The organism is Oscillospiraceae bacterium MB24-C1 (assembly GCA_030913685.1).
In the GTDB taxonomy this organism is placed as follows: Bacteria; Bacillota; Clostridia; order Oscillospirales; family Ruminococcaceae; genus Yanshouia.
The window spans coordinates 1,846,207-1,871,888 of sequence record CP133187.1 but is presented as its reverse complement, the minus strand read 5'-3'; the positions used below and the strand labels follow the sequence as shown (position 1 = coordinate 1,871,888).

Sequence of the window (25,682 nt, the reverse complement as noted above, 5' to 3'; positions counted from 1 at the left end):
TGATGTGAGACGGTGCAGCATACTATCTGAACTCGCCTCCAAGCAGCTGCCCGAAATGAAGCACACGATGCTCAAAGTAGATGCAGACGGTATCCGCCCGTTACAATGGTAGGGTATAAGATCGTAAAACCGATCCGTACCCGATGAGGAGCATATCCTTTGTGATATGAATGAGAGTGGTACCGCGCAGGAGTAATTAATCCTACGTCTTTCAAATGAAAGATGTAGGATTTTTTTCGTCTGATCGCAAAATTACAACCCGTTGGAGAAGGAGAACAGCAGCATGAAAAACCATCAGAAGTATCAAAGAGGCTATTTTATGCCCCCTGTCAACACCATGAAGTGGGCCCAGAAGGAATACATCGACCGCGCACCGATCTGGTGCAGCGTAGATTTGCGCGACGGCAATCAGGCGCTTATCATCCCGATGAATCTGGAAGAAAAGCTAGAGTTTTTCGAACTTCTGGTGAAAATCGGCTTTAAGGAAATAGAGGTGGGCTTCCCAGCTGCCTCTGAGACCGAGTATGAGTTTTTGCGATACCTCATTGATAACAACATGATTCCTGACGACGTAACAATCCAGGTGTTAACTCAGTCTCGTCAGCATATTATAGAAAAAACCTTTGACGCGCTCGCTGGCTGCAAAAATGCCATCGTTCACCTCTACAACTCCACCTCGCAAGCCCAGCGCGATCAGGTTTTCAGAAAAAGCATGGAAGAAATCAAGGGTATTGCCGTTGAAGGTGCTAAAATAGTTAAGGATTTGGCCGAGAAAACCCCCGGTAATTTCCGTTTTGAATATTCACCCGAGAGCTTTACCGGCACCGAAGTAGAATTTGCATTGGATGTCTGCAATGCCGTCATTGACGTTTGGGAACCTACTGCAGAGCGTCCTGTCATTATAAACCTGCCCGCTACGGTTGAGATGAGCCTGCCCCATGTTTACGCCTCGCAGATTGAATACATGAGCGAGCGGTTCAAAAATCGCAAAAACGTGATTCTTTCGCTGCACCCACACAATGACCGCGGTACCGGTGTCGCCGACGCCGAATTAGGCCTATTGGCAGGCGCCGATCGAATTGAAGGTACCCTATTTGGTAACGGCGAGCGCACTGGCAACGTCGATATCATCACGCTCGGCATGAACATGTTTGTCCATGGTGTCGATCCGAATATTGATTTTTCCGATATGCCCCATCTTCAGGAGGTTTATGAGCGTGTGACCCGCATGCGTGTTTATGAGCGCCAGCCCTATGCAGGCGCACTGGTGTTTGCCGCTTTTTCAGGCTCACACCAAGACGCCATTGCCAAGGGCATGCGCTTTCGCGAAGAAAACGACCCCGAGCGCTGGAACGTTCCCTATTTGCCGGTCGATCCCGCGGACGTGGGCAGAATGTACGAGGCAGATGTCATCCGAATCAACAGCCAGTCAGGCAAGGGCGGTATCGGGTATCTGCTTGAGCAGCAGTTTGGCATCGATATGCCGCCAAAAATGCGCGAGGCCTTCGGCTATTTTATTAAGGGTATCTCAGATCACCGCCATTGTGAACTGATGTCAAAAGAGATTCACGACCTTTTCAAGGCCGAATATGTCAACATATCCTCACCATTAGAGGTTATCGATGTTGAATTTACCGGTAAAAAAGGCGCTTGCGCTACCGTGAGCATGGTTTTTAACGGAAGGACCATTACAGAAACTGATACTGGAACCGGCCGTCTTGATGCTGTTTCTAACGCAATTAAGAAGGCCACCGATATTCACTATACGCTGGTTTCTTATAGTGAGCACGCCATGACAAAGGGTTCTAGTTCCGACGCAATGGCCTATGTGGGTATCATTAATGGTGCGGGCAAAATTGTGTGGGGCGCGGGTACCCACAACGATATCATTACCGCTTCGATCAATGCTTTGGTCTCTGCAGTAAATCGTCGTAACAGAACTTAAGAATTGTAGAATTTTCACTTATTTCTATTAATTTAATATCTTCGCCTTTGGCTTGGGCTCCCTTTTCGCACTCAGGCCAGAGATAAAACCCGGGAATGCATTTGGCTTTGCATTCCCGGGTTCTTATATTTCTTAAAATATAATATGAGGGGTTAAATTAATCATTAAATATCAGTTTCTCTTGGCCAGCGCAATAAAAAATTGCTGTCGCTGTCGCACAAAGAGTACGCGTATTTTCAGAGGTTGCTTCAGCTGTAAGCTGTACAAAGGTCTTGCCAACTCGTGTGGCACGCGCCGTTATTATAAGATGATCGTGGAGAGGTGCCGGACTTAAATAGCTCACAGAAAGATTTACTGTCGGCGTAAATGTCCCGCTGAGTGCCAACGACGTAATACCCATCGTGATGTCGAACATGGTACATATCATACCACCGTGAACCACACCACCTGGATTCATCATCCAGTCAGTTGTCTCAAAGCTCAACGTGAGTTCCTGCGTTTCATAGCTGCATTCGAGAATCTCGTAGGATAGGCGACGGTTGATGCAGTCCTCCTCGCCATTTTTGACAAAATCGAGATACCAGTTGGCCCTCCGCTCCATTAAAAGGGTCTCGGGTGATTTCATAGTGTTCTCCTTACTTAAAAAAATCCAATAAAATCTTAACAAACAGTCCTGCAACAACAAAGGTCATAACGGGGCGGATAAACCGGCTTCCCTTTTTGATGGCCATCCTTGACCCTATAAAATTCCCCAGTGCCGCACTTATAATGCATGGAATACCGATGGCATACAGTACTTTACCGCCTATCATATAGGTAATCAGCGCGCCGACATTTGAAGCGAGATTGACCACCTTTGCGTTTGCGGTTGCAGTTACCATTGAGTATCCTAAAAATGTTGTAAAACTCATCAGCAAAAATGTTCCCGTTCCTGGGCCAAAAAGCCCATCGTACATGCCTATCACAATCCCGATGACAGCACAGATTATATTTTCTTTTTTAGGTTCAAGAAAATGGTTTTCATCGCTGCCTAACTGCTTTCGGGTTAGCATAAAGACTGCAACAATCGGTAAACAGATCATCATCATGATCTGTACCGTCTCAGCAGACAACATCATTACCAAATGTGCGCCAAACCAACCACCTATGATGGCGCCAACCGCTGAGATCAACGCTGGCCTCAACCGAATACTCCCGTTTTTGGCAAATTGTCTCACTGCAATTGCAGTACCAAATGACGCTGCCATCTTGTTGGTTCCATAGGCAACATGAACCGGCAAACCCGCAAAAAGATAAGCAGGCAGGCTAATCAACCCGCCGCCACCTGCCACTGCATCAACAAATCCTGCAAAAAACACCAATGGAAGCAGGATGGAGTAGGTCTCAATCGTTAATGGCATACAAATTTCCTCTTTTATTATAACAATATAAAACAGTATTACTTTACCCCACGCAGGTTCTTTTGTCAACTCAATTTATGCCCCACTGCTTGACCGGTGTGCGTAAAGATGTTACAATCATTATACGTGAAAATCAATTTTACACTGGAGGGAAATGAATTATGGCCAGTGCGGACGCCAGCGTAAAGGTCATTGAACGCGCACTTAGAATGCTTAATTGTTTTACCAAGGAAAAGCTAAGCTTATCTCTTGTCGAAATAGCAAGGGAGATAGATCTTCCGCCAAGTACCACTTCTCGTATTCTTGCGACGCTTGAGAAATATAATTATCTTTATCGTGATGATGAAACCCAGCGTTATTATCTGGGCCCGAGCATTGCACGCTTGGGCACGCTATGTTACTCTCACATGGATTTTCGGCGCATTGCTGTTCCCTATATGATTCAGCTGCGCGAAATTTATAATGAAAGCGTGGGTCTTTATGTGCCGAATAACAGCCACCGCGTATGTATTGAACGCATTGAAAGCACCCATCCCTTAAAGCGTATTTTAAATATTGGTGATCGACTGCCATTGACCCGCGGTGCTTCTGGTAGGCTGCTATTGGCTTATCAGCCACAGGCAATAATCGACGAACTGTTGTTGGCTGACCCTTACACTACCAACGAGAGATTAGCCGAAATTCGCACGCTGGGCTATTCTACTAGTCGCAGCGAGCGCGAAGAAGGCGTGGTCTCAGTGGCTGCCCCCATTTTTGATTCGCACCATAAGGTTGTAGCAGCACTTAACATCTCAGGCCCTGCTGCGAGAATCGACATTGAACAGATGAGCGAGATGGCACTTAAAGCTAAAGAGTTTTCTTTACGTATTTCTTCGGAAATGGGATATTGATAAGCCCACAAAATATTTATTGAACTTCTAAAATTATTGAGTAACCGCGGGATATACATTTATATCCCGCGGTCTTTTTACTTTAATCACTTTACATGTTTTCTATTCTGCTTTAGTCTTTTCTGTTACTATATTTTTAATATAGTAAAATTCGTCCGGCTGCTGCCCAAGTTGTATTGTAACTGTGTGGCTGTATTGAAAGCAATCTGTTACATCATACCAATCGCAGGATAGCATCAACAAATTCCCTTCCTTTTTTGCTTCGGTTACAACCCCGTCGAAGCCTACGCCGCCATAACCACCCTCAAAGTGATAGATGCCTTTTTCAGAATCGTAATATTCCATGGAGTTACGAGATTTTGGCAGGCTGGCGCGATACTGCTCAATTGTCACCAGAAAATGACGTATTATCGTCTTTTCTACTATTTGAGCAGGAATATCCACCCCAAACTTATCGTTTTCATCCCGTCTCCCCTCCTGAGCCGCACTGGAATAGTAAAGTAGATAAGGCTGAAAATCCTGCGCGAACGTTTCCTCATCGTAATTTATTTCAAATGGACGGTAAAAACCCCATGCACTTAAATATTTGTCATAATATGACTGATTTTCAGGTGTCATTTGTGGCTTATAGGGTAAACTTATTTCTATTGCATCTGCACGTATCTCATATGTTGTCGTGAGCGTTACCTCCTCCTCCCCAGCGTAAAACTTATTGCTAACACGGTATTGGCCAGGTTCTTGTCCGCCCTCCAGATTTGTCAAATCAACAGTATAATTGCCTGTGCTGCGCGGTTCAATAGCCTGCATCTCGGCTGTTGCCATTGTTGGCTCTTTTTCTGAGAGCTGGTGCCATATGCCGTTTTCCTTTTTTTCTACTATAAACTCTCTGGAATACAAAATCTGTATCTTCCCGATGTTTTCAAATGTTAGGCGAAGTGCTGTAGATTCCGGTTTGAATAAGTTGGTAAAAACACCCATCTCGATTTGATAATCCAGCGGAAGCGCATCTAACGTAGCGCGGATATTTACTATTTCGTTTTTAAGTTTGCTATAAGCTTTTTTATCAGCTGCTTTATAGTGCCTGGCAGATGGCGGACTGCTACTATTTTGCGTCAGATAAATATCACCGGTCTCAAAAATAGTGATATCTGGATTTTTATAGTCACACAGTGTAAGACCAAAGCTAATATAATCGCTTTCCGGAAGCACAGTATTCTCAGTCATATCTTTGACGAAATCATCGACGATGGGAAAACGGCTCAATGACTCAGCAAATTGTCTAACTATCGCGTATTCCTGATTTAGATATCGCTTTTCTTTCCGGTAATTATTAGGACAAGAAAACTCAATAGCGCTATACCCACCTTTTGACCAAAGCCCGTGTTCCCCGCCAAAGTAATAAGCCGCATTGCCATTGTAGGAAAATCCTTGAACATCAGTTAGCTCTGCGAAAAGAATTGTATTTAGTAAGTTGCTTTCTGGCAATTGCGCTTCGCTTGAGGCAATATATACAGATGAATCACTACTTTCAGATCTGCTTCTGCCTGAGCAGGCAGGTAGAAGCATGCAGGACAGTATTAAAATAACTGTTAATACCTTGTTAAACATGTTCTTTCCTCTTGTCTATCTAAGTTTCTTTGCTAAGCATACTACATTTTCCAAAAAAAATCTATTTTATGTTCATATCGTATAACAATCACACTCGAAAGTATAATTAACACAGAATAAGGCACGGGATTCAATATATCTAAGCTGACAAGCTTAAAGCAGAATTCTATGCTAGGGGCCAATATATAATTTATTTTTGAGCCGAAAAATCGCTGGTAAGAGTATATTTTACCTTTTCAATTTATTTTTTTTTGTTTTTTTTCTACTCGAACATAATTTTTATTATTTTAATAGTCTTTTGTTTTATATATATTGATAAACTGAATACACTGTCGATAAGTTTCCATTGATGCTTTGTAGTGTTTTAAAACAAGTAATCTGTTATTCTTAGAGGGTTTTAAATTTAGTACAAATTAGTTAAAGAGCATTCGCCGTTTTATTTTAAATGATTGTTTCACGTGAAACAATTATTATAAGAAATTCTGGCAGTGTAGATAATCTTCTAAATCTTGCTTGATATATTCCTTTAAGCTACACTTTGAAATAAACTATTGATCTTTAGCCTACGATTACACGATTCAGTAAAATTTCTGCATTTGAATTTATAAGAGTCCGGCTCAGCGCTATAATACTTAAGAAGAAACTAGTATAGCCTTTACACCACCTCCTTCCCCTTCAAGCTTTTTATCGCTGTAATACTTTGAAAATTTGCTTTATAATACTCTGAGCCGCCGGAAATTGTCCGACGGCTCATTTTGTAGAAATTTATAGGCTGGCACAACTGCTTTATCAATCATCACGTCAAGTAATGTGATAAATCTTAAAAGTTGTCCATTGTTATTTAGTGTCTCTTGACATACTGATAGTGACTAATGTTATTGATTTATTCTTCAGAAGATATTTCTTCGGTTACGGATTCTAATACTTCTTCAGTGTTTTCTTCCATTTCCTCTGCCTGATCATCGTTATCTTCCTCATCATTTTCTTCCTCAGAGGGAGCTCGAGCCAGCGTAACTAATTTACTACCCTCAGCCAAGCGCATAACACGTACTCCGCCGCCATAGCGTGACTGCATGGTAATTTCAGCAGCACCAATACGTATAATAATGCCATCGTCGGAAATGAGGAAAATATCATCAGTTTCATCTATGGATCGGATTCCAGCAACAGGGCCGTTTTTACTTGTATAGTAGTTTATGACGCCCTTACCACCACGGGAGCGAAGCGGATATTCAGAAATGAGCGTTCTTCTACCCGAACCATTTTCAGAGACTGTTAGAAGCGTACTATTATCGCGCACTCGCGCCATACCTACGACACTATCCCCATCACCTAGTGAAATAGCGCGAACACCACGAGCACTTCGGCCCATACCGCGTGCCTCTGTCTCGGTAAAGCGAATAGCACGACCATTGCGGGTTGCTATAATTAGGTCATCTTCTCCATCCGTCATACGCACCCATGCCAGTTCGTCATTTTCATCTAAATTAATGGCAATCAGGCCAACTTTTCGAATATTCTTAAAAGCTGAAAGTGCTGTGCGCTTGATAACACCATTTTTAGTAACCATACAAAGATACTTATCAGTCTCAACCGAACTTACTTTGATGGTAGACGTCACTTTTTCGCCTTGCTCAAGAGGGAGAAGATTCACAATGTTTGTACCCTTGCCAGTTCTTGAGCTTTCATTTATTTCGTATCCCTTTAAGCGGTATACCCTTCCCCGACTTGTAAAGAACATAATATAATCATGCGTTGAACAAATAAACAGTTCAGTAGCAAAATCCTCTTCTCGCCGAGTCATACCAGTGACGCCACGACCACCACGTCGTTGCGTCTTATAGGTATCAGTAGGCTGACGCTTAATATAGCCGTAATAGGTGAGCGTAATGACACACTCTTCCTCCGGAATAAGATCTTCAATATCCACTTCACCCGAAACGGCTTGAATATCGGTACGGCGAATATCGCTATACTTAGCACCTATTGCCATAACTTCTTGCTTAACAATATCAAGAACTTTTTGTTCATCAGCCAAAACAGCTTGCCATTCTGCAATTTTGGTTTGAAGCTCTCCCAACTCATTAATTATTTTTTCAATTTCAAGCCCTGCTAACTGACCAAGTCTAAAAGCTACAATTGCTGCTGCCTGCGGTTCATCAAAGCCAAAATGCTCCATAACAGCGGCTTTAGCTTCAGCCTGAGAGCCCTTGGTAGCACGAATAACTGCAATAATTTCATCAACGATATCGATTGCGCGTTTTAGACCATCGAGAATGTGTGCGCGTTCTTCCGCCTTACGCAGGTCATAGCGCGTCCTACGCACAACAATTTCTTTTTGAAATTCGATATAATGCTGTAAAATTTCTTTTAATGCCATAACCTTGGGAACGCCGCCAACGAGCGCCAACATAATAACACCAAAAGTCTCTTGCATTTGGCTATAGGAATAGAGCTGGTTAAGTACAAGTGCGCTATTGGCGTCTCGCTTTAGCTCTATTACAATACGCATACCATCGCGATCAGACTCGTCGCGAAGATCAGAAATTTGCTCAACGCGCTTATCCTTAACCAAATCAGCAATAGCTTCGATTAGTCGTGCTTTATTGACACCATAAGGGATTTCAGTGACAACAATACGCTCACGCCCATTTTGCATCTCTTCAACATGGGTTTTTGCGCGCATTATTATCCTGCCCCGCCCAGTACCATAAGCTGCGCGGATGCCACTGCGCCCCATTATAGTGCCACCTGTCGGAAAATCAGGCCCCGGTATGAGCTGCATTAATTCTTCTAGTGTCGACTCTGGATTATCAATCAAAGCGCAAACAGCCTCAATAACCTCACCCATGTTATGTGGAGGAATATTGGTCGCCATACCAACAGCAATGCCAGTTGATCCGTTCACCAGAAGATTTGGAAAACGAGACGGCAGAACGCTTGGTTCCTTTAAACGATCATCAAAGTTTGGAGTAAAGTCCACTGTTTCTTTATCAATATCAGTGAGCATTGACATCGAAACTTTGCTCATACGTGACTCTGTATAACGGTAGGCCGCTGCAGGGTCACCGTCAATCGAACCAAAATTTCCATGACCGTCAATTAGCGGATAACGCATTGAAAAATCCTGAGCCAAACGTACCATTGCATCATAAACGCTACCGTCACCATGTGGATGATAACGACCCAGAACCGAACCAACAGTATCAGCACATTTGCGGTAGGGCTTGTCGGAATATATACCGTTTTCAAACAGTGTATAGAGAATACGGCGATGAACCGGTTTTAGGCCGTCGCGTACATCAGGCAGCGCTCGCCCGACGATGACCGACATTGAATAATCGAGATAACTCTTTTTCATCTCACTTTCAATATCGACCGGTATCAATCTGCCATGTATGATTTCGTCCATCAATATTCACCTTTCATTTCAGCAGGCGGACTATAAACGCCTAAAAGCTTAAACCAGAATTGTTTCACGTGAAACAATAAATTATATATCAAGATTTTTGACATACTGTGCGTTCTGTTCGATAAATTCACGTCGTGGCTGTACCTTGTCACCCATCAACACCGAAAAAATTGCATCTGCGGTGACAGCATCTTCCATCTCTACCTTGAGAATGGTTCTGCGCATTGGATCCATCGTCGTCTCCCAAAGCTGATCAGGATTCATCTCACCGAGACCTTTATAACGCTGAATATCAACTTTTTCACCATTTGGCGCCAGTTCCTTTATTTCCTTATCCAACTCATTGTCTGAATAAGCGTACCGTACCTGCTTGCCGCGGCTGACTTTATATAACGGAGGCTGTGCCAGATAAATATGCCCAGTTTCGATAAGCGGGCGCATATAGCGAAAGAAAAAGGTTAAAAGCAGTGTTCTGATATGAGAACCGTCAACATCAGCGTCGGCCATTATGATTACTTTGTCATAACGCAGTTTTGTAATATCAAACTCATCACGAATTCCGCAGCCAAGTGCTGTAATAATCGGCGTAAGCTTATCATTGCCGTAAACCTTTTCTTCACGAACCTTTTCTACGTTTAGCATCTTGCCCCACAGCGGTAGGATTGCCTGAAAACGACGGTCTCGACCGGATTTTGCAGAGCCACCCGCCGAGTCACCCTCGACGATGTATATTTCGGTGCGGTCCGTTCCCTTCTCGGAGCAATCCGCCAATTTGCCCGGCAGCGATGCTGTTTCAAGCGCCGATTTTCTTCGCGTAAGTTCTCTGGCCTTTCGCGCTGCTTCTCTGGCACGGGCAGCCCCGAGTGCTTTTTCTAAAATTGTTCGACAAATAGTCGGATTTTCTTCAAAATATTGGGTAAGTTTTTCGGAGATGATTGAATCCACCAATGAGCGTACAACCGTGTTGCCCAGCTTAGCTTTGGTCTGTCCTTCAAATTGTGCGTCAGTCAACTTGACTGAGATGATAGCGGTCAGGCCTTCACGAACATCCTCACCAGTTAAGTTTTTATCCGTCTCCTTGAGAAGATTATAACGACGCGCAAAATCGTTCATAACACGGGTTAGACCCGATTTAAAACCGATTTCATGGGTGCCTCCTTCTCCAGTATGGATATTATTAGCAAAAGATAAAATCAGCTCATTATAACTGTCATTATACTGCATAGCAACTTCAGCAATCGAGTCACCATCCCGTCCGGTGACGTAAATCACTTCGGAGTGCAGCGGCTCAAGCGCACGTTTAACATGAATATATTCTACAAAACTGCATATTCCACCCTCGTAACAAAGATCGGCTACATAGGGTTCTTCACCACGCTTATCCCGTAACACTATGCGAATGCCGGCATTTAAAAATGCCTGTTCACGCAACCTGGTCAAAAGAACTTCTTTATCATAGGCAAGCTCTTCAAAGATTTTTGGATCCGCCTTAAATGTAACAATAGTTCCTGTTTTTTCAGTTTCACTAATAATTTCTAAATCGGTTACAATACGCCCGCGCTCAAAACGTTGACGATAGTGGTGTTTACCATCACAAACTTCAACCTCCAGCCATTCGGACAATGCATTGACAACTGACGAACCGACACCATGCAAACCACCAGAAACCTTATAGCCACCACCACCAAATTTACCGCCAGCATGTAAAACCGTAAAGACAACGGTAACAGCTGGAATTCCCATTTTTGGCTGAATACCAACCGGAATACCGCGCCCATTATCGGTAACGCGGATAACATCATCAGGCAGAATATCCACCTCGATATCGGTGCAAAATCCTGCGAGCGCTTCGTCGATTGAGTTATCGACTATTTCGTACACCAAGTGATGAAGTCCACGCGGTCCAGTGGATCCGATATACATACCGGGTCGTTTTCGTACCGCTTCAAGCCCTTCAAGCACCTGAATCTGATTTTCGTCATAATTGTTCTGCTGTTGAGTATTGCTCACAAATATTCGCTCCTTATTCTAGCCTAAGCTGCTGACTTATCCCTTATTTAAAGGCTTTCTACAAATCCGGTTCGTCTTTTTAAAGTCGCCGTCGATATCTGAGAAATATAAACACGGGTGGCACCATTGTCATTGCATATAACAAAGCTCTTTGGCAAATCGTTTGAAACATTCGTCACCATCATGTTTTTCTCAGCACGGGATAAAAACCATCGTGTCTCTTTGCCAACAGAGGAGGTTTCTATATCAAAAATACCAATAATATCTTCAAGCCTGACCACCGTTTCTTGCCCTAAATGCAAATACATAAGCGCTCCTTTACTGTGCTACAAGTCTACCAGCCTCAATTTTAAAAGCGGCAGCTACGTCTATAACCTGCTTGGGATCACAACAAGTAATAAATATTTGTCGCTCAAGCAAGCGATGTAGCAAAAAATCCCGGCGCAGATCGTCAAGTTCACTCATGACATCGTCTAAAAGCACAACCGGCTTTTGGCCAGTTACCTGCTCTATGAGTGCACATTCGCCCAGCTTTAACGCTAAAACAGCGCTGCGCTGCTGTCCCTGTGATCCAAAACTTTTAGCCGACATAGCATTTATATCGATCAATAGGTCATCACGATGTGGGCCGACTGAAGTTGATCCGATTCGGATATCCTCTGCACGGTTCTTTTTTAAAAGCAACAGCATCGTCTCTTCCGAGATGGCACCGTCAATGTCAATTGTCGAAGAATAAGACAAAGAAAGTGACTCTCGTCCGGAAGAAATGCCATTATAAAAATCGTCTGAAAAAGGCTTAAGCCTTTCTAAAAAACTTTTGCGTGTTTTTGTTATCAGAGCACCTGTTTTAGCCAGACTTTGATCCCAAATATCTAACGTATCCAAAAGAGACGATGCAAAAGGAATATCCTTCAAAAGCGTATTGCGCTGAAATAACTGCTTTTGATAATCTTGGCAGACCGCGATATAACGCGGCTTTATCTGCCCTATTACAGAATCAAGCGTTTTTCTCCGCTCAGAAGGGCCTCCTTTTATCAAATTGAGATGCGCCGGAGAAAAAACAACCGAACAAAAACTACCAGAAAGAGCTGATAAGGAATCTAATCCAACGCCATTTTGTAACACCTCTTTTTTATCACCCAGTGTTATGTTTGTCAGATTTTCCCTATTCAAATCGCTATAAGCCATTGAAAACACACTTCTGGAGCTCCCAAATGGAATAAAATCGGAGGGAGATGCACCTCTGAAGCTTCTAGCTCCAGTAAAAAGCCAGATTGCTTCAAGAAGATTTGTTTTTCCCTGTCCATTTTCTCCATAAATTACATTAACACCGGCCGAAGGCTCTAAAGAAATATCGGATAAATTTCTAAAGCGGTTAATAGAGAGGCGGGTTACCTTCACCCAACACGACCTCCAGTTCGTTGCCATTCACAGAAACGATATCACCTTGGCGTATTTTTTTACCCCGCATGGTGCAAATTTCGCCGTTAACCGATACAAGCCCCGCCTGAATTATTTCTTTTGCTTCGCCGCCAGTCATCGCTTCACCTGCAAACTTTAACAGTGCATCAAGCTTGATAAATTCTGTGTTAATAGTAATTTTTTTCATATTTTATAGCCCTTTACATTTCAGATTTTAAGCGAACCGGAAGCACAAGAAAAACAAATGCGGTTGAATTAATTGGAACTACTTTCATTGGTGAGAGTGGCCCAGATATTTCTAAGCAAACCTCGTCACATTGCGCCGCACGTAATGCATCGAGTAAATAGCGGTTATTAAAACCCATTTCGAGTGTACCACCCTCAATTGAAGCTGCAACTGTATCGACTGCGCGCCCTAGCGCAGTCGAACAATTTAAAATAATTTCATCCTCTACAAATTTAATACGCAGTGGACTTTTGATCCGGTCAGAAATTAAAAGACTAACACGTTCAACGGCCTCAATAAATTCTCTCGTATTAATTTTAACCGTTGTGCTGCTCGTTTTTGGTATAGCAGCATTATAATCAAGGAAATCGCCTTCTAACAGACGCGAAAACACCTGAAAGTCACCGATATGAAAAACAATATGCTTTTTGGAAATTTGCATACCCACAAGCTCGTCTGAACTTTCGCTCAATATTCTAGAAACTTCGTTTAATGCCCGCCCAGGTATGACAAAACTAATATCACTATCAAAAGAAACTTTTTCATTTCTCAGTGCCAGCCGGTAACCGTCTATTGATACGACTGAAAATGAACCGCTCTTAATTTCAAATAAAGAACCGGTATGAATCGGCTTTGCATCGGACTGACTAATAGCAAATATAGTCTGATCAATCATAGATTTTAAAACATCTTCGGTCACACTAAAATCGGTGACCTCGCCAATCGACGGAAATTCTGGGAATTCATCAGCTGGCATACCCAAAATTGTAAATTCTGAAAACCCGCTTTTAATCTCGGTCAGACATTTTTCTCCAACTGTTATGGTTACAAATTCACCGGGTAACTTTTTGACAATGTCAAGCAGAACTTTGGCTGGAAGTACAATCTCCCCCGCGGCCTCAATTTGGGCGTCAATTTTAGTGGAGATGCCAATATCAAGATCGTAGCCAAATAGCTCAATGGCATTATCCGCAGTTCTAATTAGAATTCCTTCAAGAGTTGGCAGTGGCGAGCGAGACGATACCGCTCTGCTGACAACCGATGCGGCATCGCAAAGAATCGTTTTTTCACATTTAATTCTCATAATGATCTCCTTTTCTAAAAAAGACAGAAAGAAAATAATATCTAGTAGTAGCAGTAGGGGCCGTTAATTATGTTAAAACATTCAAAAACAACGATCAGACAGGAGAAAATCGATGAAAAAAACTCTTGAAAGATCTTTTGAAAAAAAATAAAAATAACACTGCCTTAAAATGGCATGTTTAAAACCGTTAGAAGCATGTGGTTAAATGTTAAGAAGAACTTTAAAAATTAGTCGAATTTATAAACATTTAAACACTTAAAAAAAGTTGAATCAGCTATCGCGAACATTTTTAATGATGTCCTCAATGGTGTTTTTAAAGTGCGGATTATTCTTCATAAGTTTCTTAGTTTGATTAATGGTATAAACAACCGTTGAATGGTCACGTCCTGAAAATTCTTCGCCAATGGCGGACATTGAAAGATGTGCAACCTCTCGGATAATATACATTGCAGCTTGTCTCGCTGCAGAAACCGGAGCAGTTCTGTCCATGGAGCGAATATTCTGAACCGACACTTCAAATGAACGAGAGACCTCATTGATAATGCGGTCAACCGTTACTGAAATGGGCTGACTATCATTTAAAATATCGCGTATTGCGTTTTGAGCGATTGAAATGGAGGGCGGGCTGTTGGCTAAAAGCTTAAAAGCTTTAATTTTTTTGACAGTGCCTTCAAGCTGACGAATATTGGTTTTTAACCGGTTGGCGATATATTCTGTGACGTCATCCGGCAAGCTGATATCTAAAAGCTCGGCTTTTCTGCGCAAAATGGCAACTCTGGTCTCATAGTCTGGAGGTTGAACGTCAGCAATAAGGCCCGATTCAAAACGGGTACGAAGCCTGTCCTCTAACGTTTTTATTTCTTTGGGTGGCCGGTCGGAGGTTAAGACAATTTGTTTGTTGGCTTCATAAAGCGTGTTAAAGGTGTGGAAGAATTCTTCCTGCGTCATTTCTTTACCACTTATAAATTGAATATCGTCCACCAACAGAACATCCGCCTGCCGGTATTTATCATGAAAATATTTTGTTCGCTCTGTTTTGATTGCGGTAATTAGCTCGTTGGTAAAATCTTCGCCTTTGACATATATTATTTTGAAATCAGGTTGGCTTTGTGAAATTTCGGCACAGATTGCATTGAGCAAATGCGTTTTACCAAGTCCTGAACCGCCGTAGATAAACAACGGGTTATACGATGAGGCCGGATTGGTGGCCACTGCCAAACTGGCCGCATGAGCAAATTTATTTGAAGCGCCGACAATAAAGGTTGAAAAAGTGTAATCATATTCGCCGACAGAAGAAAAATTCATATCCAGCGATTCTTTTTTGGCGGGTGTCGGTTCAAGTTTAGGCGCTTCGGTTTTAGTATCTTCTTCGCTGACAATTGTTAAATCTACTGAAAAGCCCAATACTTCTTTAAAAGCAGTAGATAAAAACTCAAAGTACTTTGCCTCTATAATTTGCTTGCGAAAATCGGTAGGAACAGCTAAAACAGCACCGGTATGATCAAATTTTTCACAAACAATGTCTTTAATCCAGAGCGAATAAGGCCCTGCCGGCATTTGCTGACGGCAATAATCCTTAATCAGCTCAAACATTTCCATGGTAGAATCCATGAACTAACCTCCAAAAAACGGCCATTCGGCCGCATACAAATATTCTAGTTTATAATAGCATAAAAAAGTCAATCTTTCAACCGTGATACAGGATAATATATATAATAGGAATAGGAAAAGAAATTAGCTTCAAAAAGAACAAAATTGCGTAAAAAAGGAATTAAATTTTTCAAAAGAAAGATGTCAATATATTTAAGCGGACATATTCCTGAAAAATGCTGATAAATACAATGTTTTTAATAAAAAGGTTCTTGACTTTACAGGGCTTTTTAGTCTATACTAGTTAACTGCAAGGTTTCCCTGAAAGGAGGGGTTTTCTGTGGTAAGAACCTATCAGCCGAAGAAGCTTCAGCGTAAGAAAGAACATGGTTTTCGTAAGAGAATGAAAACGAGAAACGGTCGCAAGGTACTCGCCCGCCGTCGTGCAAAGGGCAGAGCAAGGCTCACGTACTAATGTGTTAAGGTCACACCGTTTGTCTGTGTGACCTTTATTTCTGTTTTTCGTTCGAGAGACGAAGGCATGCGAAAGGGTATTCTGGAGTTGCAAAAGACAGTCTCGTTAAACCAGAACCATGATTTCAGAAGGCTTTACCGAAAAAAGGGTGCAGTTGGCGCCTCTTTAGTAACCTATGTGGCCAAAAACCGTTTAGGTTTTAACCGCATTGGTATCACTACGAGTAAAAAGATCGGTAAAGCGCATGACCGCAACCGGGCACGTAGAATAATTAGGGAGGCGTACCGCCTCCTTCTGCCTCGTTTTTCTCAAGACAATGGCTATGATATTGTATTTGTTGCCCGGGCCAGAACCACCAACTGCACCATGCAGGAGGTCTATAAAGTCATGAAAAAACATCTATCTCCTTATTTAATTTCAAATGATGAAGCGCATAATTAAAGCATTGATTTATCTTTATAGAGAAGGTATATCGCGCTATACGCAGCCGCGCTGTATTTATATTCCAACCTGCTCCAGCTATGCCTTAGAGGCGATCGATCGCTTTGGCGCGATAAGGGGCGGGTTAATTTCGGTTTGGCGCATTTTGCGCTGTAATCCCTTTGCAAAGGGTGGATATGATCCCGTACCGGAGCATTTTACCTTCCGCAGAGAATATCTTGTTTATTGCAAAAAGAATAAAAAGGACAAGCGCCGCTAAACCCCCTCTTATCGCCTTATTCGGTGCGTCTTTTTAAAGATGATATTGGAGGAAACTAAATGAGCATTGTAAATTTGTTTGCGCCGGTGGGCTGGGTTCTCGGGTTTATCATGTACTACATCAACCAACTCACACACAATTATGGCATCACACTTATCCTGTTTTCGGTACTCGTCAAGATTATAATGATTCCGCTTGGAATCAAGCAGCAAAAGGGTATGATCTCTAACGCCAGAATGCAGCCAAAGATGAAGGCGCTTCAAAAGGCCTACGGCAACAACAAGCAAAAGTATTCTGAAGAGCTCCAAAAGCTGTACAACGAAGAGGGCTTCTCCCCCATGTCTTCCTGTTTACCGATGTTCATTCAGTTTCCGATTCTTTTCGGTATGCTGGATGTCATCTACAGCCCCATTAAACATATGCTCAGACTTCCCAGCGAGACGATCAGCAAGGCAATTGAAATTGCCACTAGTGTATTGGGTGCCGGCGGGGTGAGTAATTATTCTAAGGAAATAAGCGTATTAAATGCGGTTAAGATTAATCCCACGCCTTTTGTAGAAGGCCTTGGTGCAGATGTTACCGATAAGCTTTCTAATTTTGATTTTTCGCTTTTTGGTCTGTTTTTGGGTGAGCAGCCTTCTCTTACACCCGGAGATAAACCGATCGGCCTTTATATTGTCCTTTTATTGATTCCGATTCTTTCTGGTGTGACTTCGCTGATGATGAGCATGGTGACCAAGCAGTCCACCGCTTCTAGCACCGACGGTCAGATGGCCGGCATGACCAACAGCATGTTGTTTATGATGCCGATGATGAGCGTCTGGATTTCATTTGTCGTTCCGGCCGGTGTGGGTATCTACTGGCTTATATCGAATATGCTGTCGACGGTTCAGAGCATCATTTTGAACAAAATTATGAATCCGGCGGAAGAAATTGAAAAAGCAAAGGCTGCTGAAGCCGAGTTGCGTGAGCGTGAGCGTCAGGAGCGTATTGATCAGAAGAAAAAAGCTAAAGAAGAAAACATCAAAAATCCAAACGAAGGAAGTCTATCCCAAAAAGAGATTACGCGCCGCAAGTTAGCTGCCGCAAGAAAGCGTGACGCTGAACGCTACGGTGAAGAGTTTGTAGAGGTAACCGACGAAGACGTGAAGTAAAGGAGTGAAGTAACGTGATCAAAGAAATTATTGCTACTGGCAGAACCGTGGATGCCGCGATTGACGCTGGCTGTGAGCAATTGGGCTTGGGCCGGGATGAAATCGATTTTGAAATTATTGATATGCCACATAAGGGTTTTTTGGGTTTTAGCCAAACGCCTGCCAAGGTGAGGGTTTTTAAAGAGGAACCGGATGTAGAAACACCCGAGATCGTGCTAGAAACGCCTAATCTTGATGGCAAAATCGAGGTTGCCCAACAGTATGTTCTCGACATTGTCAAAGCAATGGGCCTAGACCAAATTACTGTTACCACTTCGCAGGAAGAAAATAATGTTACTCTTAAAATTAATGGCGATGTTTCCGGTGTGGCGATTGGCCGTCGCGGAGAAACGCTTGATGCTATTCAGTATTTGACCGGGTTAGCAGCTAACCGCGTTGAAGGTGATTATCTGCGTGTGGTCATTGATTCGGGCAACTATCGCGAAAGACGTCGCAACACACTTGAGCAGTTGGCAAAAAAGCTGGCAGCTGCGGTGATCAAAACAGGGCGAAATACCACATTAGAGCCGATGAACCCTTATGAGCGCCGGATTATTCATGCTACTATTTCGGAGATTGAAGGCGTTACATCCAGTTCTATTGGTGAAGAGCCTAATCGCTGTGTTATTATTTCCAGCACAAATCCGCGCCCTCAACAACAATCGGGTGACCGGTATGAAAACCGGTCCAGAGGTAAATCAAACCGCGGATCTCATACCGGAGGTGCGTCTGATGGACGCCGGGATGGCAGTTTTCGTGGTAACCGCGGCGGGAATCGTGATAACCGGGACGGCAATCGTAGCCGAGGACCGCGCCGTGAAAAGCCAGCGCCCTATAAAGAGAGCAGCAAGCGCGAGGTTGCTCCGGCAGAAGCAGCCAATAAACCTCTTTACGGCAAGATTGACCTGTAAAATAGAAAAAGGGGATGTTGCAGCGCAACATCCCCTTTTAAAGAATCTTTGGAGAAAAAGTCATGAATCGAACCATTGTTGCTCTGAGTACTCCCCCCGCACACAGTGCTATTGCGGTTGTGCGTCTTTCTGGCGTTGATGCCATAACAATTGCCGATAAAATTTTTCGTCCTTTTTATGCCGAAAGCCTAAATAACCTGCCGGGATATCATGCCGCTTATGGCGAGGTGTTTTCCGACAGTGGACTGGTTGACGAAGTGGTGGCTCTTGTGTACCGCGCACCAAAAAGTTATACCGGAGAAAATATGGTTGAGCTTTCCTGCCATGGTAACCCGCTGATTGCCGCTAGACTAGTATCAGCTTGTATTGCCGCAGGGGCTGCACCTGCGGGTGCTGGAGAATTTACTAAAAGAGCTTTTGAAAACGGGAAATTAGATTTATCCCAAGCTGAGGCAGTAGCCGAATTAATTGAAGCTGAAAGCGAACTTGCCACTAATGCAGCGCAACAGCGTAGAACCGGCGAACTGGGTAAACGTGTGCAATCTTTATGTGATAAACTTAGCTTTGCAGCAGCACAGCTTGCAGTTTGGAGTGATTACCCCGAGGAAGAGGACGCGCCTGCCATCACCCGCGAAGAACTACGCGAAACCTTTGAAGCGGTACTAGCACAGTTGAAAGAGCTTGCATGTCAGTATAATACCGGGAGACTTATACAAAAAGGAATAAAAGTAGCAATTGCCGGTAGTCCTAATGTTGGAAAATCAACTTTGATTAATTATTTAAGTGGGAGCGATCGCGCTATTGTCACCGACATCGCTGGTACTACGCGGGATATTATCGAAGCACCCGCTGAATTGGACGGTATCACTATTCACCTTTTGGACACAGCGGGAATTCGTGAAACCGGCGACGAAATCGAGCGTATTGGCATAAAGCGCGCTATGGATGCCATCGAAACAAGTGACTTGGTTTTATATCTTTTAGATCAATCAAAAACGGTCACAAATCAAGATAGAACGCTGTTAGAACAGGTAAAATTACGACCAAATCTCGTCGTTTTAAATAAAACAGACCTAGAAAACGACAGTTTTCAACATTTGGCGGATGCGGATGTTAAGATTTCTGCTCTGACTGGCGAAGGTATAGAAAATTTAAAAAAATCTATTAAGAAAGCATTGGGCATAACCCTTACGCAGGACAGCTGTCTTATCGCTTCTCAGCGTCAATTTGACTGCGTTCTGCGTTCTGAAAAAGCGCTTTCTGAAGCCATTTTTCATCTTGATTCGGGTGTGACACTTGATGTGGTGGGAATTATGATTGAGGAAGCGATTGCGCCTCTTGCTGAGCTGACGGGGCGCACTGCGTCACAATCTGTTATAGAACAAGTCTTCACAAAGTTCTGTGTTGGGAAATAGTGAAACATGTTGAAAACTATTTATTTTTGTTTAAACTTCTACTTGGGGGAATTTTCGGATGACCGAATTTATTGCGCAAAGCTATGATATTGCCGTTATTGGGGCGGGACATGCTGGTTGTGAAGCGGCCTTGGCGGCTGCTCGTCTCGGTAAAAAGACGGCGTTATTTACAATATCTCTTGATGCCGTCGCCAACATGCCCTGCAATCCATCAATTGGCGGAACCGCCAAGGGTCATATTGTACGCGAAATTGATGCACTTGGTGGTGAGATGGGCCGTATAGCGGATAAGACGATGTTACAAAGCCGTATGCTCAACCGCGGAAAAGGGCCAGCCGTGCATTCGCTGCGTGTGCAAAGTGACCGATTGCGTTACCATCAGGTGATGAAACAGGTTGTGGAAAGTACGCCAAATCTTGACCTGATTCAGGCAGAGGTTGTAAAAATTGAAACAGAAAATGGTGCTGTTTCAGCGGTGGTGACCATGCTTGGCGCAATTTATCCGGTGCGGGCGGTGATTATTGCCACCGGAACTTATCTAAAAGGAAAAATTTTCATCGGCGAATTTTCTCAGGAGTCTGGCCCAGACGGATGCCACCCCGCCAATGCGCTCGGGACTTGTTTGTGTGAGTTAGGGTTGCCTATGCGACGGTTTAAAACCGGTACGCCCGCACGTGTCAACCGCAACTCCATCGATTTCTCGAAGCTGGAGGTTCAGCCCGGTGACGAAGAGATTATACCGTTTTCGGTCGATACCGACGAGGGTACGCTTACCAATAAAATGGTGTGTCATATCGGTTACACCAATTCCAATACCCACGAGATTATCCGCGCCAATTTGCACCGTTCTCCCATGTTTGCGGGAGTAATTGAAGGTGTTGGCCCACGATATTGTCCCTCAATAGAGGACAAAGTGGTACGATTTTCTGATAAACTACGGCATCAACTTTTTGTCGAGCCAATGGGAGAAGATACCGAGGAGATGTATCTGCAAGGCGTGAGTAGTTCACTTCCCTTTGAGGTGCAGCTCGCATTTTACCACTCGATTACGGGGCTGGAGCAGGTTAAGGTTATGCGTCCCGCCTATGCGATAGAATACGATTGTATTGATCCGCTGGCGCTCTCCCCTTCTCTGATGTGTAAAAAGGTTGAAAACCTTTTCGGGGCGGGACAGTTTAACGGTACCTCCGGCTATGAAGAAGCCGCGGCCCAGGGGCTTGTCGCAGGTATAAACGCCGTACGGTCACTGGACGGATTGAACCCCTTTGTTATGGCACGTGATGAAAGTTACATTGGTACCTTAATAGATGATTTGACAACCAAAGGTGTTACTGAGCCTTACCGCATGATGACCTCTCGCTCGGAGTATCGCCTTTTGTTGCGGCAGGATAATGCCGAAGCTCGTTTGACGCCCAAGGGTCGGGAGATTGGGCTAATCAGCGACGCACGCTGGCAGCAGTTTTTGCTGCGTGAGCAGCAGCGGCGAGATGAAATTGCCCGTTTGCAGAATACAACACTCTCCCCCACTGAGGAGCTAAACCGATTGCTGGAATTACAAGGTACGGCACGGCTCGTCAGTGGTGTTAAGATGGGGGATTTGCTGCGTCGACCGCAGATTACCTACGCCATGCTCGAGCCGTTTGATCAAAAGCGGCCGCAGCTTCCCCGTGCTGTGACAGATCAGGTTGAAATTGAGATCAAATATGCAGGCTATATTCAAAAGCAGCGGGCCCAGGCCGCCGAAATGCAGCGTCTGCGGGGCATAGATCTTAGCGGTATTGACTTTTACGAAATAAAGGGTTTGCGTATCGAGGCGCGCGAAAAGCTTAAAAAGGTTGCACCAGAAAGCTTGGGTGCGGCCATGAATATCTCAGGGGTCTCCCCTGCGGACATTTCAGTGCTGATGCTGGAGCTTTCTCGGCGTCGGAGAAAGGGAGAGGAAAAAAATGATTCCGACAGATAAACTTTCTGCCTGTGCGGCTTCCTTCGGGTTGGCGTTGGATACGCAACAATGCAATTTTTTCAATACTTATGGTAAATTTTTATTGGAATATAACGAAAAAGTGAATCTTACCGCTATCACCGATCCGGCTGAAATCGCAATTAAGCATTTTGCTGACAGCATTTTTCCCCTAGCGCTTACTGAGTTTACACAAGGGGCCTCGCTGATTGATGTAGGGACAGGGGCGGGATTTCCAGGTGTGCCGATAAAGATTATGCGTCCGGATATTAGGCTGACATTGCTTGACAGTCTAAATAAAAGGTTGATGTTTTTAAAACAACTATCGACTTTGCTCGGGCAAGAGAATACATTTATTCATGCCCGTGCCGAGATAGCCGGGGCCGACGAAAAGCTGCGAGGGCAATTTGATTATGCTACCTCACGCGCGGTGGCACAACTGGCGGTACTCTGTGAATATTGCCTGCCGCTTTTAAAAGTTGGAGGGAAAATGCTGGCGTTAAAAGGACCGGATTGTGGAGCGGAGATTGAAGCAGCAAAAAAGGCTATCGGATTGCTGGGGGGAAATATTGTCTCCGTTCAGGAATATGCGCTGGAAAATCAAGGAGAAAGAACGCTGATTGTAATAAAAAAAGAGAAGCCAACCCCGAAAAAATATCCGCGTCAGCGTATAAAACTCAACGAAAAACCATTATAAGCAAAGGGGAAATTTATATGGCAAATGAGGTTGGGGCATTTCTTCCTATAGCGCTGATTGTGTGTTCAAACTTGTTTTATAATATTGCGGCAAAAGCGACACCGTCGGGTGCTAACGCTTTTGCATCACTGGTAATAACATATGTAGTGGCGGCCATATGTGCGCTGCTGATGATGCGTTTTCAGACCGGGAGTTTTTCGATTCAAAACTTTAAAGGCGTCAACTGGACAGCCATTTTGCTCGCAGCCAGTATCACAGCCCTTGAAATTGGGTACATTTTGGCCTACCGGGCGGGCTGGAATATTAGCGTATGCTCACTGATTGCCAATATTACGCTTGCTGTGTTACTGGTAATTGTCGGCGTTTTGATTTACCATGAAAGCATCAGCCCCAAGCAAGTTGGCGGAATGGTGCTCTGTCTGGGCGGGTTACTACTGATAAACTTAAAGTAAGATGTTATTATAACAGGGTTTAGCTTTTAAAAAGGTGATGGCTTTTTAATATCCAGTTTTTTTATTAACTTTCTTATTATTAAATGAAATTTACTGACGCATATTAGTATTTTTATTTTTGTATAGCTGTTCTAATTTTGACGTTTATAACGGCAAGAGCAACAATTTTGTTGAAAGTCCGGTTGCAATTGGGCTTTCTGTCAGGAAACGCGACCGAAAATCCTTGCTATAAATACCAATAAATGGTATATTCCACTTAATGGAGGAATATACTGTTTTATTTTTGGGGGTGTGCGAAATGGGGTTTCTGCCGTTATTAGGTAACAGCTTTACACGGGTCAGGCTAGTGCCGCTTGACAGCATAGATACTAATCCGGCACAGCCCCGGCAAATTTTTGAACAAAAAGCGCTGGAGGAGTTGGCGCTGTCTATAAAAGAAAATGGCTTAATTTCACCGATTTTGATTAGAAAAAAAGGCGATCGCTTCCAGCTTATAGCCGGTGAGCGTCGGCTAAAAGCTTTTAAAATGTTAGGAGAAACAAGCATTCCTGCGCTGTTGGAGGAAGCGGACGATCGACGTAGCGCGGCTCTTGCCATTATCGAAAATATGCAGCGAAAGGATTTGACTTTTTTTGAAGAAGCGCAGGCCATAGAGCTGCTGATAAAAACCCAGGAGCTAACGCAACAACAGGCTGCAGAGAGGTTGGGGCTTTCTCAATCTGCGATAGCTAATAAACTTCGTTTGCTTCGTTTGCCTAAACGCCAAGTGGATAGGCTTATTTTGGCTGGATTGACTGAACGACACGCCAGAGCGTTGTTACCACTATGTGGTGATGCACGGCTTGAAGAAGTGGTGACACGACTTACTAAAGAACGTCCTACTGTTACACAGACCGAAAAGTTGATTGAAGGATTGCAAAAACAGCAAAAATTGAAGCAAGGCGGTCGCATTTTAATTTTAAAAGATTTACGCCTTTTCACTTCAACTATTAGACATGCTGTCGAGGTGATGAAGCAGGCTGGCATAGAAGCTAAAACAGAAAAAATTGAAGATGAAAAAAATATTATTTACACTATTATTATTCCCAAGGCAAGCCAAGGTAAAAATATTTCTCAACGAAGTCAGACACCACCATTAAGGTCGGTGCTTTGATGATAGATCTCCCCGGCTGATTGACACGAAAAAGAGCTGCCACATTTAGTTGGCGGCTCTTTTTCGTTGCAGATGAAAGTGAAAGCTTAAAGCAAATAGCGGAATGCCTTGTTAAGAAGATAGGTTTTTGTTAAGAAAATACAAAGATTGCGGCATAACGACCTAAAAACCTAAAACCTATGTTATAATAGCTGCATAGTAGCTTATAAAATAAGCTTTGATATCCGCCACATTAATGGTTTATTGTAACATCGGGTTTTAAAACTGTCTTATATACAGGAGGATGGTGACGATGCGTTTAAGCAAAAAGGGAATGGCATTGATATTAGCGTCCATGTTGATGATGGGGTGTTCGCGGGAGGCGTTTAAAGATTCGCTCAATCGCGATTTATCCTCTCAAGGAAATAGTGGTGCTGAAAATATTTCTAGCAGCCAGAGTAGTGAAGCGCTGGTGTTCGATATGGATGTCGGTGAAATGAGTGAAGACGGCGTCTATCTCTATTATGCACTTCCGCGGGCTCTTGATCCGGCGGCCGAGGAAGCAGCCGATCATATTTCAGAAAAAATACATACGGCGTTATTCTCGCTGCGTGATGAAATTGCTGGTGACAAAGGCGTGCATCAGCTAACAGTATATGATGCACTTACAAGAAACGACGGTGTTTATTATAGCACCATTTATGACATCGAATATTTACAGGCAAAAGACGCTGCAAAGGAGATCTATAAATTCGGTCTGACTTTTGATTCAGCGACAGGTGACCTGGTGGATATAGGTTCTATTATCGATGTCAATGCGCTTGTTGTGCTGCTACTTGATGAGCAATCATCAAAAATTCTTGAAAAAGAAGAGTCACTGTTAGCTAAACAACGGGCATACCTGAATGAACAGGGCCTTGAAACGCTCAAGGATCGTCTGACTTATCCCGACGGTGTTGTGTCGCTTGAACGACTTTTGGACGCGTCGTTCTATCTCGACGGTTCAAAGCTGATTGCCGCCTTTGCTGCCCCTCAGGATATTGGTGGTGTAGTACGGATTTCCGTTTCACTCTAAAGCTGGACCTAAATTGTAAAAAGTGGATATTATTGGTGTTTTTGTTTTGACATCATTGTGGTAGCGTACTATAATAATCAGTAAC

At 43.6% G+C, this 25,682-nt stretch carries 23 protein-coding genes and 1 other annotated feature (1 of these 24 running past the window's edge); of the genes, 13 read left to right on the top strand and 10 right to left on the bottom strand.

Going from position 1 to position 25,682, the window contains the following annotated elements; translation table 11 throughout:
• Positions 1 to 215 (top strand) — a binding site (T-box leader); it begins 57 nt to the left of the window's first position.
• A 68-nt stretch (positions 216 to 283) separates the two neighbouring features.
• Complete coding sequence (locus RBH76_08970) at positions 284 to 1,945, top strand: 2-isopropylmalate synthase (protein WMJ82870.1); 1,662 nt, start codon at positions 284 to 286, stop codon at positions 1,943 to 1,945.
• Between the two features lie 157 nt (positions 1,946 to 2,102).
• Here RBH76_08970 and RBH76_08965 read toward each other — a convergent pair whose 3' ends face one another.
• Both RBH76_08965 and RBH76_08960 read right to left on the bottom strand, forming a co-directional pair.
• Positions 2,103 to 2,570, bottom strand: a complete 468-nt coding sequence (locus tag RBH76_08965; protein ID WMJ82869.1) for a PaaI family thioesterase — start codon at positions 2,568 to 2,570, stop codon at positions 2,103 to 2,105.
• Positions 2,571 to 2,580: 10 nt separating this feature from the next.
• Positions 2,581 to 3,345 carry a TSUP family transporter gene (locus RBH76_08960; GenBank protein ID WMJ82868.1) on the bottom strand — a complete coding sequence of 255 codons (765 nt, stop codon included), beginning with the start codon at positions 3,343 to 3,345 and terminating at the stop codon, positions 2,581 to 2,583.
• Between the two features lie 161 nt (positions 3,346 to 3,506).
• On the opposite strand from RBH76_08960, the gene RBH76_08955 reads away from it, so the two are divergent.
• On the top strand, positions 3,507 to 4,235 hold the full coding sequence (locus tag RBH76_08955; GenBank protein WMJ82867.1) for an IclR family transcriptional regulator: 729 nt from the start codon (positions 3,507 to 3,509) through the stop codon (positions 4,233 to 4,235).
• Between the two features lie 102 nt (positions 4,236 to 4,337).
• On the opposite strand, the gene RBH76_08950 is transcribed toward RBH76_08955, so the two are convergent.
• The 8 genes from RBH76_08950 to dnaA all read right to left on the bottom strand — a co-directional run bounded on the left by RBH76_08950 (position 4,338) and on the right by dnaA (position 15,608).
• Positions 4,338 to 5,843 carry a hypothetical protein gene (locus RBH76_08950; protein WMJ82866.1) on the bottom strand — a complete coding sequence of 502 codons (1,506 nt, stop codon included), beginning with the start codon at positions 5,841 to 5,843 and terminating at the stop codon, positions 4,338 to 4,340.
• An 883-nt stretch (positions 5,844 to 6,726) separates the two neighbouring features.
• A complete protein-coding gene (gene gyrA / locus RBH76_08945; GenBank protein WMJ82865.1) occupies positions 6,727 to 9,255 on the bottom strand; it encodes a DNA gyrase subunit A in 2,529 nt (842 codons plus the stop codon).
• An 81-nt stretch (positions 9,256 to 9,336) separates the two neighbouring features.
• Positions 9,337 to 11,265, bottom strand: coding sequence for a DNA topoisomerase (ATP-hydrolyzing) subunit B (gene gyrB / locus RBH76_08940; GenBank protein WMJ82864.1), 1,929 nt, complete (start codon positions 11,263 to 11,265; stop codon positions 9,337 to 9,339).
• 47 nt (positions 11,266 to 11,312) lie between these two features.
• Positions 11,313 to 11,573, bottom strand: coding sequence for a DUF370 domain-containing protein (locus tag RBH76_08935; GenBank protein ID WMJ82863.1), 261 nt, complete (start codon positions 11,571 to 11,573; stop codon positions 11,313 to 11,315).
• Positions 11,574 to 11,583: 10 nt separating this feature from the next.
• Positions 11,584 to 12,666: a DNA replication/repair protein RecF gene (gene recF / locus RBH76_08930; GenBank protein WMJ82862.1), complete on the bottom strand. Its 1,083-nt coding sequence runs from the start codon at positions 12,664 to 12,666 to the stop codon at positions 11,584 to 11,586.
• The gene (locus RBH76_08925) at positions 12,641 to 12,874 is read right to left on the bottom strand and encodes an RNA-binding S4 domain-containing protein (protein WMJ82861.1); all 234 of its coding nucleotides are present in this window, start codon (positions 12,872 to 12,874) and stop codon (positions 12,641 to 12,643) included. The genes recF and RBH76_08925 overlap by 26 nt, the downstream gene beginning before the upstream one ends.
• A 13-nt stretch (positions 12,875 to 12,887) precedes the next feature.
• Entirely contained in the window at positions 12,888 to 13,997 is a 1,110-nt protein-coding gene (dnaN, locus tag RBH76_08920; GenBank protein ID WMJ82860.1) for a DNA polymerase III subunit beta, read from the bottom strand.
• Between the two features lie 270 nt (positions 13,998 to 14,267).
• On the bottom strand, positions 14,268 to 15,608 hold the full coding sequence (dnaA, locus tag RBH76_08915; GenBank protein ID WMJ82859.1) for a chromosomal replication initiator protein DnaA: 1,341 nt from the start codon (positions 15,606 to 15,608) through the stop codon (positions 14,268 to 14,270).
• A gap of 319 nt (positions 15,609 to 15,927) precedes the next feature.
• On the opposite strand from dnaA, the gene rpmH reads away from it, so the two are divergent.
• The 11 genes from rpmH to RBH76_08860 all read left to right on the top strand — a co-directional run bounded on the left by rpmH (position 15,928) and on the right by RBH76_08860 (position 25,597).
• Positions 15,928 to 16,062, top strand: a complete 135-nt coding sequence (rpmH, locus tag RBH76_08910) for a 50S ribosomal protein L34 (protein ID WMJ82858.1) — start codon at positions 15,928 to 15,930, stop codon at positions 16,060 to 16,062.
• A 66-nt stretch (positions 16,063 to 16,128) separates the two neighbouring features.
• Positions 16,129 to 16,503, top strand: coding sequence for a ribonuclease P protein component (rnpA, locus tag RBH76_08905; GenBank protein WMJ82857.1), 375 nt, complete (start codon positions 16,129 to 16,131; stop codon positions 16,501 to 16,503).
• Positions 16,484 to 16,762, top strand: coding sequence for a membrane protein insertion efficiency factor YidD (gene yidD / locus RBH76_08900; protein ID WMJ82856.1), 279 nt, complete (start codon positions 16,484 to 16,486; stop codon positions 16,760 to 16,762). The genes rnpA and yidD overlap by 20 nt, the downstream gene beginning before the upstream one ends.
• Positions 16,763 to 16,821: 59 nt before the next feature.
• Positions 16,822 to 17,916, top strand: coding sequence for a YidC/Oxa1 family membrane protein insertase (locus RBH76_08895; protein WMJ82855.1), 1,095 nt, complete (start codon positions 16,822 to 16,824; stop codon positions 17,914 to 17,916).
• A gap of 14 nt (positions 17,917 to 17,930) precedes the next feature.
• Positions 17,931 to 18,866 carry an RNA-binding cell elongation regulator Jag/EloR gene (gene jag, locus RBH76_08890; protein WMJ82854.1) on the top strand — a complete coding sequence of 312 codons (936 nt, stop codon included), beginning with the start codon at positions 17,931 to 17,933 and terminating at the stop codon, positions 18,864 to 18,866.
• Between the two features lie 62 nt (positions 18,867 to 18,928).
• Positions 18,929 to 20,281 carry a tRNA uridine-5-carboxymethylaminomethyl(34) synthesis GTPase MnmE gene (mnmE, locus tag RBH76_08885; GenBank protein WMJ82853.1) on the top strand — a complete coding sequence of 451 codons (1,353 nt, stop codon included), beginning with the start codon at positions 18,929 to 18,931 and terminating at the stop codon, positions 20,279 to 20,281.
• 58 nt (positions 20,282 to 20,339) lie between these two features.
• Complete coding sequence (gene mnmG / locus RBH76_08880; GenBank protein WMJ82852.1) at positions 20,340 to 22,244, top strand: tRNA uridine-5-carboxymethylaminomethyl(34) synthesis enzyme MnmG; 1,905 nt, start codon at positions 20,340 to 20,342, stop codon at positions 22,242 to 22,244.
• Positions 22,228 to 22,938, top strand: coding sequence for a 16S rRNA (guanine(527)-N(7))-methyltransferase RsmG (gene rsmG / locus RBH76_08875; protein ID WMJ82851.1), 711 nt, complete (start codon positions 22,228 to 22,230; stop codon positions 22,936 to 22,938). The genes mnmG and rsmG overlap by 17 nt, the downstream gene beginning before the upstream one ends.
• 17 nt (positions 22,939 to 22,955) lie before the next feature.
• On the top strand, positions 22,956 to 23,390 hold the full coding sequence (locus RBH76_08870) for an EamA family transporter (protein WMJ82850.1): 435 nt from the start codon (positions 22,956 to 22,958) through the stop codon (positions 23,388 to 23,390).
• 298 nt (positions 23,391 to 23,688) lie between these two features.
• Positions 23,689 to 24,543: a ParB/RepB/Spo0J family partition protein gene (locus tag RBH76_08865; protein WMJ82849.1), complete on the top strand. Its 855-nt coding sequence runs from the start codon at positions 23,689 to 23,691 to the stop codon at positions 24,541 to 24,543.
• A gap of 292 nt (positions 24,544 to 24,835) precedes the next feature.
• On the top strand, positions 24,836 to 25,597 hold the full coding sequence (locus RBH76_08860; GenBank protein WMJ82848.1) for a hypothetical protein: 762 nt from the start codon (positions 24,836 to 24,838) through the stop codon (positions 25,595 to 25,597).
• Positions 25,598 to 25,682 lie beyond the last annotated feature (85 nt).

Coding starts and splice junctions, on each gene's coding strand:
- RBH76_08895 (WMJ82855.1), top strand. CDS start 16,822: ATGAGCATTGTAAATTTGTTTGCGCCGGTGGGCTGGGTTCTCGGGTTT.
- RBH76_08950 (WMJ82866.1), bottom strand. CDS start 5,843: ATGTTTAACAAGGTATTAACAGTTATTTTAATACTGTCCTGCATGCTT.
- rnpA (WMJ82857.1), top strand. CDS start 16,129: ATGCGAAAGGGTATTCTGGAGTTGCAAAAGACAGTCTCGTTAAACCAG.
- RBH76_08955 (WMJ82867.1), top strand. CDS start 3,507: ATGGCCAGTGCGGACGCCAGCGTAAAGGTCATTGAACGCGCACTTAGA.
- yidD (WMJ82856.1), top strand. CDS start 16,484: ATGATGAAGCGCATAATTAAAGCATTGATTTATCTTTATAGAGAAGGT.
- RBH76_08865 (WMJ82849.1), top strand. CDS start 23,689: ATGGGGTTTCTGCCGTTATTAGGTAACAGCTTTACACGGGTCAGGCTA.
- RBH76_08870 (WMJ82850.1), top strand. CDS start 22,956: ATGGCAAATGAGGTTGGGGCATTTCTTCCTATAGCGCTGATTGTGTGT.
- dnaN (WMJ82860.1), bottom strand. CDS start 13,997: ATGAGAATTAAATGTGAAAAAACGATTCTTTGCGATGCCGCATCGGTT.
- RBH76_08970 (WMJ82870.1), top strand. CDS start 284: ATGAAAAACCATCAGAAGTATCAAAGAGGCTATTTTATGCCCCCTGTC.
- RBH76_08960 (WMJ82868.1), bottom strand. CDS start 3,345: ATGCCATTAACGATTGAGACCTACTCCATCCTGCTTCCATTGGTGTTT.
- mnmG (WMJ82852.1), top strand. CDS start 20,340: ATGACCGAATTTATTGCGCAAAGCTATGATATTGCCGTTATTGGGGCG.
- dnaA (WMJ82859.1), bottom strand. CDS start 15,608: ATGGATTCTACCATGGAAATGTTTGAGCTGATTAAGGATTATTGCCGT.
- rsmG (WMJ82851.1), top strand. CDS start 22,228: ATGATTCCGACAGATAAACTTTCTGCCTGTGCGGCTTCCTTCGGGTTG.
- RBH76_08965 (WMJ82869.1), bottom strand. CDS start 2,570: ATGAAATCACCCGAGACCCTTTTAATGGAGCGGAGGGCCAACTGGTAT.
- RBH76_08935 (WMJ82863.1), bottom strand. CDS start 11,573: ATGTATTTGCATTTAGGGCAAGAAACGGTGGTCAGGCTTGAAGATATT.
- mnmE (WMJ82853.1), top strand. CDS start 18,929: ATGAATCGAACCATTGTTGCTCTGAGTACTCCCCCCGCACACAGTGCT.
- RBH76_08860 (WMJ82848.1), top strand. CDS start 24,836: ATGCGTTTAAGCAAAAAGGGAATGGCATTGATATTAGCGTCCATGTTG.
- gyrA (WMJ82865.1), bottom strand. CDS start 9,255: ATGGACGAAATCATACATGGCAGATTGATACCGGTCGATATTGAAAGT.
- RBH76_08925 (WMJ82861.1), bottom strand. CDS start 12,874: ATGAAAAAAATTACTATTAACACAGAATTTATCAAGCTTGATGCACTG.